This window comes from Phenylobacterium sp. (assembly GCF_037138395.1).
GTDB lineage: Bacteria > Pseudomonadota > Alphaproteobacteria > Caulobacterales > Caulobacteraceae > Phenylobacterium.
This window is the reverse complement of sequence record NZ_JBAXIM010000176.1, coordinates 1-4,767: the sequence shown is the minus strand read 5'-3', so window position 1 is coordinate 4,767 and position 4,767 is coordinate 1. Positions and strand designations below refer to the sequence as shown.

General features: G+C 69.4%; 5 protein-coding genes. 2 read left to right on the top strand and 3 right to left on the bottom strand.

The genetic code is table 11. From position 1 onward, the window contains the following. Together WCJ52_RS11610 and WCJ52_RS11605 are read left to right on the top strand one after the other, a co-directional pair. Positions 1–1,379 (top strand): multicopper oxidase domain-containing protein (locus tag WCJ52_RS11610; RefSeq protein ID WP_336903470.1); only part of this gene is annotated, 1,379 nt, incomplete at its 5' end. Next, positions 1,376–2,128 carry a copper resistance protein B gene (locus WCJ52_RS11605; protein WP_336903469.1) on the top strand — a complete coding sequence of 251 codons (753 nt, stop codon included), beginning with the start codon at positions 1,376–1,378 and terminating at the stop codon, positions 2,126–2,128. The genes WCJ52_RS11610 and WCJ52_RS11605, both read left to right, overlap by 4 nt. A gap of 15 nt (positions 2,129–2,143) precedes the next feature. Here WCJ52_RS11605 and WCJ52_RS11600 read toward each other — a convergent pair whose 3' ends face one another. From WCJ52_RS11600 to WCJ52_RS11590, 3 genes are all read right to left on the bottom strand, one after another. Next, positions 2,144–2,941, bottom strand: coding sequence for an enoyl-CoA hydratase/isomerase family protein (locus WCJ52_RS11600; protein WP_336903468.1), 798 nt, complete (start codon positions 2,939–2,941; stop codon positions 2,144–2,146). Positions 2,942–2,972: 31 nt separating this feature from the next. Then, positions 2,973–4,046 carry a phosphotransferase gene (locus WCJ52_RS11595; protein WP_336903467.1) on the bottom strand — a complete coding sequence of 358 codons (1,074 nt, stop codon included), beginning with the start codon at positions 4,044–4,046 and terminating at the stop codon, positions 2,973–2,975. 189 nt (positions 4,047–4,235) lie between these two features. Then, the gene (locus WCJ52_RS11590) at positions 4,236–4,688 is read right to left on the bottom strand and encodes a type II 3-dehydroquinate dehydratase (protein WP_336903466.1); all 453 of its coding nucleotides are present in this window, start codon (positions 4,686–4,688) and stop codon (positions 4,236–4,238) included. Between the last annotated feature and the right edge of the window lie 79 nt (positions 4,689–4,767).

The following is a 4,767-nucleotide window of genomic DNA, read 5'->3' as shown; positions in this document are numbered from 1 at the left end:
ACTGGCACGGCCTGCTCGTGCCCTGGAAGATGGACGGCGTTCCGGGGATCAGCTTTACGGGCGTTCCGCCCGGCGAGACCTTTACGGCGGCCTTCCAGGTCCGGCAGGCGGGGACCTACTGGTACCACGGCCATTCCAACATGCAGGAGGCCCTGGGGCTGTTCGGGCCCCTGGTCGTCGACCCGGCGGGGGAGGATCCCGCCCCCTTCGATCGCGAGCATGTCCTCATGCTGTCCGACTGGAGCCAGCTGCATCCGCATCAGGTCTTCCGCAGGCTCAAGCAGAGGCCGGACTATTACAACCCCGCCCGGCCGACCCTCTCTGGCCTCCTGTCCGGCGCCCCGCCCTCGGCCGCCGACCGGAAGATGTGGGCGGCCATGCGCATGGATCCCGCCGACATCGCTGACGTGGCCGCCCCGGAATGGCGCCAGCTGGTCAACGGCTGCAACACCGACGCCAACTGGACCGGGCTCTTCAGCCCCGGCGAGCGGGTCCGGCTGAGGGTCATCAACGCCTCGGCCATGACCAACTTCAACTTCCGGATCCCCGGCCTGCCCATGACGGTGGTCCAGGCCGACGGCCAGGACGTCGAGCCGGTGGAGACGGACGAATTCCAGATCGCCATCGCCGAGACCTACGACGTCATCGTCCGCCCGACGGCAGACCAGCCCTACGCCCTGGTGGCCGAGGCCCTCGACCGGTCGGGCCTTGCCCGGGCCACCCTGGCACCCCGGGCGGGGATGATCGCCCCGGCGCCAGCCCTACGGCCGCGGCCGCTCCTGACAATGCGCGACATGGGCATGCCCGACCATGGGCCCGGCGGCATGGATCACTCCGCCCACGGAGGGACTGGGGACGGACCTCGTAATCCGGGGTCCACCGGCGCGGCACCGGCGGCCGCGGACCGCACGGGCGACCGTCCGACGGGGCTTGAGCACGTACCTCACCGGGTCCTGACCTATCGACAGCTGAAGTCCCTGAAGGTCGATCCCGAGCCCCGGCGGCCGGACCGGCGGCTCGACATCCACCTGACGGGCAACATGGAAAGGTACATGTGGTCCTTCGACGGTGTGCGGATGTCCGAACGGCCCGACCCCCTGGTCTTCCGACAGGACGAGCGGGTGCGGGTCCGGCTGATCAACGACACCATGATGCCCCACCCCATCCACCTGCACGGCCACTTCTTCGAGGTGGTGACGGGCCAGCCGGGGCGTCATCCGCGCAAGCACACGGTCAATGTCCTGCCAGGCGGGATCGTGACCTTCGACCTGACGGCGGACGCTCCCGGGGACTGGGCCTTCCACTGCCATATGATGATGCACATGCACGCTGGCATGTTCCGGATCGTCTCGGTGCGGCCAGGCGTGGAGGCGTCGTGACCGCGCTTCGCATCGGGCTCCTGGGGCTGGCCCTGCTGGCCCTGGCCGAACCTGTTGGAGCCCAAATTCACACCCCACAGGGTCACACGGGCCACGGAGGAACAGCCAGGTCGGATATGGCCCGGGCCCGGGAGGCCCTCTACCGGGACAATGGCGGCCAGACCCTGGGGGGCGCCCGGCTCGACCTGGCCGAGGGCGGCGACGGCGTACAGGGCGGGGATTGGCGTCTGGAGGGTTCAGCCTGGACCGGTGGCGACATCTCCCGCGTCCGGGTCGGCGTCCGCGCCGCAGGCAGCGGCGGATCGGCGGACACGGCAGAGGTCGAGGTCTCCTATGTCCGGGCCTTCGACCCTTGGTGGAACCTCCAGGTGGGCCTGGGCAAGGACTTCGGCGGCGACGGACCGGCCTATCTCTCTGCCGGGGTCGAAGGCCTCGCCCCCTACTGGGTCCACACGTCGGCCGAGCTGCGCGTGGACGAGCGGGGGCACCTAGGCGCGCGCTTCGAGGCGGCGAGCGACCAGAGGCTCACCCGCCGGCTGATCCTCCAGCCCCGGGTCGAAGCCGGGCTTCGGCTCGACGGCGGCATCGAAGCGGAGGAGGCCGAGGCCGGCCTGCGACTGCGCTACGAAATCCGCCCGGAGTTTGCGCCCTATGTCGGCTGGGTCTGGAGCCACCATGCCGGCGAGGCGCCGGGCGAGTCGGCGCGCTCAGGGTCCGGACTTGTCGCCGGCCTGACCGCCTGGTTCTGACCGCCTGGTTCTGACCTACCTGCCCTTAAACACCGGTTGGCGCTTCTCGAAGAAGGCCTTGCGGGCCTCCTTGGCATCCTCGCTGGCGAAGGCGATGCGGATGTTCGAGACCTCGTAGCGCAGCTGCACTTCCGGATCGGGGGTCTCGTAGGACTTGACCATGCCGCGCTTGAGCAGGCGCAGGGTGATGGGCGACCAGGCGCAGAGGCTCTGGCAGTAGGCGGAGAAGCGCTCCTGGAAGTCGGCGTCGGCCACCGCTTCGCCGGCCAGCCCCCAGGCGACGGCCTCCTCGCCGGTCACCGTCCGGTTCTCCATCATGAAGCGCATGGCGCGCTCATAGCCCATGGCCTGGGGCAGGGTGATGGTCAGGCCCGCATCCGGCGACCCGCCAATCCGGGTATAGCCCGCCATCAGGCGCGCGGAATGGGCGATCAGGCGCACGTCGCAGGCCATGGCCAGGCCCAGACCCGCGCCCACGGCCACCCCGTTGATCCCGCCTATCACCGGCTTGTCGCAGGTCTTGCGCAGGGTCAGGACGAACTGGCCGACCCAGCCAATGTCGTCCAGCTGGGCGGCCTGGGGCGTCAGGGGCGTGTAGGGCTTGGTATCCGGCGACAGGTCGAGACCCGCGCAGAAGGCATCGCCCGTCCCGGTCAGGCCCACCACCCACACATTGTCGTCGGCGGCGGCGGCGCGCACCGCCTCGATCACACCCCAGGCGAGCTCCAGGGAGATGGCGTTCTTCTTCTCGGGCCGGTTCAGGGTGATGATCCGGACGTGGCCTTCGTCGCGGACGGTGACGGGATCGCTCATGGGGAAACTCCGGTCTGGAAGGGTGGCAGGGTCAGTCGTCGACGGCGCCGTGCTCGATCATGTGATCAGCGGCGCTGCCCAGCATCTGCATGAACATGTCATCGCCCCGGGCGGTGCGGGTGACGACCATGGCGGCGAAGAAGGCGGTCAGGAACAACAGGTAGGCGCCCTGGCCGTAGTGCCGGCGCAGGTCGGCCCTGTCGTAACCCGTGACGCCATTGGCCTTCAGGGTGTCGAGGTAGAGGTCCAGCAGGGCCGGCTCGTGGGCACGGCGGACCTCTCCGGGCAGGGCGCCCGCGAGGAAGTAGGCCAGGTCTGTGGGGCCCGCACCATAGGCAAAGGACTGCCAGTCCAGGACGGTGACCGGGTGGCCGCCGTCTGGTGCGCCAAACATCATGTTGTCAGGGCGGAAGTCGTTGTGCGTCAGGCAGCGGGGTCCGTCATGCCTCTGGCCCAGCCAGGAAGAGCGGGTGGAGACCCAGTCCCCAACCTCGGTCCATTCCGGCTTCAGGCGTTCGGCATAGCGGTCCTTGAAGCCCATCCACAGCATGGCCACGGACGCATCGCCCGCGGAGGTGGAAGGGGCGGCCTTCGAGCCCGAAACCCAGGGCAGGTCGTCCAGTCCGTCATCGCCCCAGTGCGAGGCGTGCAGCAGGCCGGCCTGCACCGTGACCCGGCGGGCCTGCTCCAGGGTGACCCCGCGCAGTTGGTCGCCCTGCCCGGCGGGGGCCAGGTCCTCCATCATCAGGACGAAGTTGTGGGTCGCCTCGTCAACGTCGGTGAACCAGCAGCGGGGTGTGTGGATAAGGGCCGTGGGCGCCAGGTGCTGGTAGAAGCGCACCTCTCGCAGGTAGTTGCCCAGGGCCACGCCGGTGGCGCGGCTCTCCGGCCCCGCAGCGGGAAACTTACCGACCAGGGAGTCCGGGGCGCCCTCGCCCCGGCGGGCGTAGTCCAAGGTAAAGCGGACACTGTCGCCAATCTGGCCCGTCCCGACGGGCCTGGCCGTGAAGCTGCGGACCTCGGCGTCCACCCCGCCGGCGGCAAGGACATCTGTCAGCCAGGCGCAGTCGATGTCGCCGGGTTCGCGGATGTCGGGACGGGTCATGAGTGCGGGTGCCCGCAAACTTTGTCGAAGGCGATGCGGTCCCCGCCAAGCCGGCTTAGGTCGAAGCCCCGGAGTTTCCTCGTCATGCCGCACCTCCCGTCCGCGCGGCCTGTGCCGCGTCCGCTTCAAGACCGTCATATGAAAGCCCGGCGCGGACGGGCGCAAGACTTCCCCGACGTCGCCGGGGACTCAGGCCTCTCCGGCCAGGGCCAGGGCGATGTAGCCGAGGGCCAGGACATAGCCCTGCACACCCAGGCCAGCGACCACCCCGGTGACCCCGGCGCTCATGATGGAGTGGCCGCGCCAGTCCGCCTCGACCGTGCGCTTATGAATGTTGGAGATGTGCACCTCCACCACCGGGCACTCGCACATTTTCAGGGCGTCCAGCACCGGGGCCGAGAAGTGGCTAAAGCCGGCGGGATTGATCACCAGGCCGGCATCCTTTCGGGCCGCCTGGATCCAGTCGATCATCTCAAACTCGCGATTGGTCTGGCGGAATTCGAGGTCGAAGCCGTGCCGGTCGGCGGCGGCGGCACACAGGGCCTCCACGTCGGCCAGGGTGCGCGAGCCGTAGAGATGCGGTTCCCGCTGGCCCAGCAGGTTCAGGTTCGGACCGTTCAGCACATGGACCCGGTGGCTCATGGCACCCTCCCGCGACAGACACCGCCCGGCGGGGGCGGCGAAAAGGCCTTAGCCCCTTGCGGGGCGGATGTGAACCGGG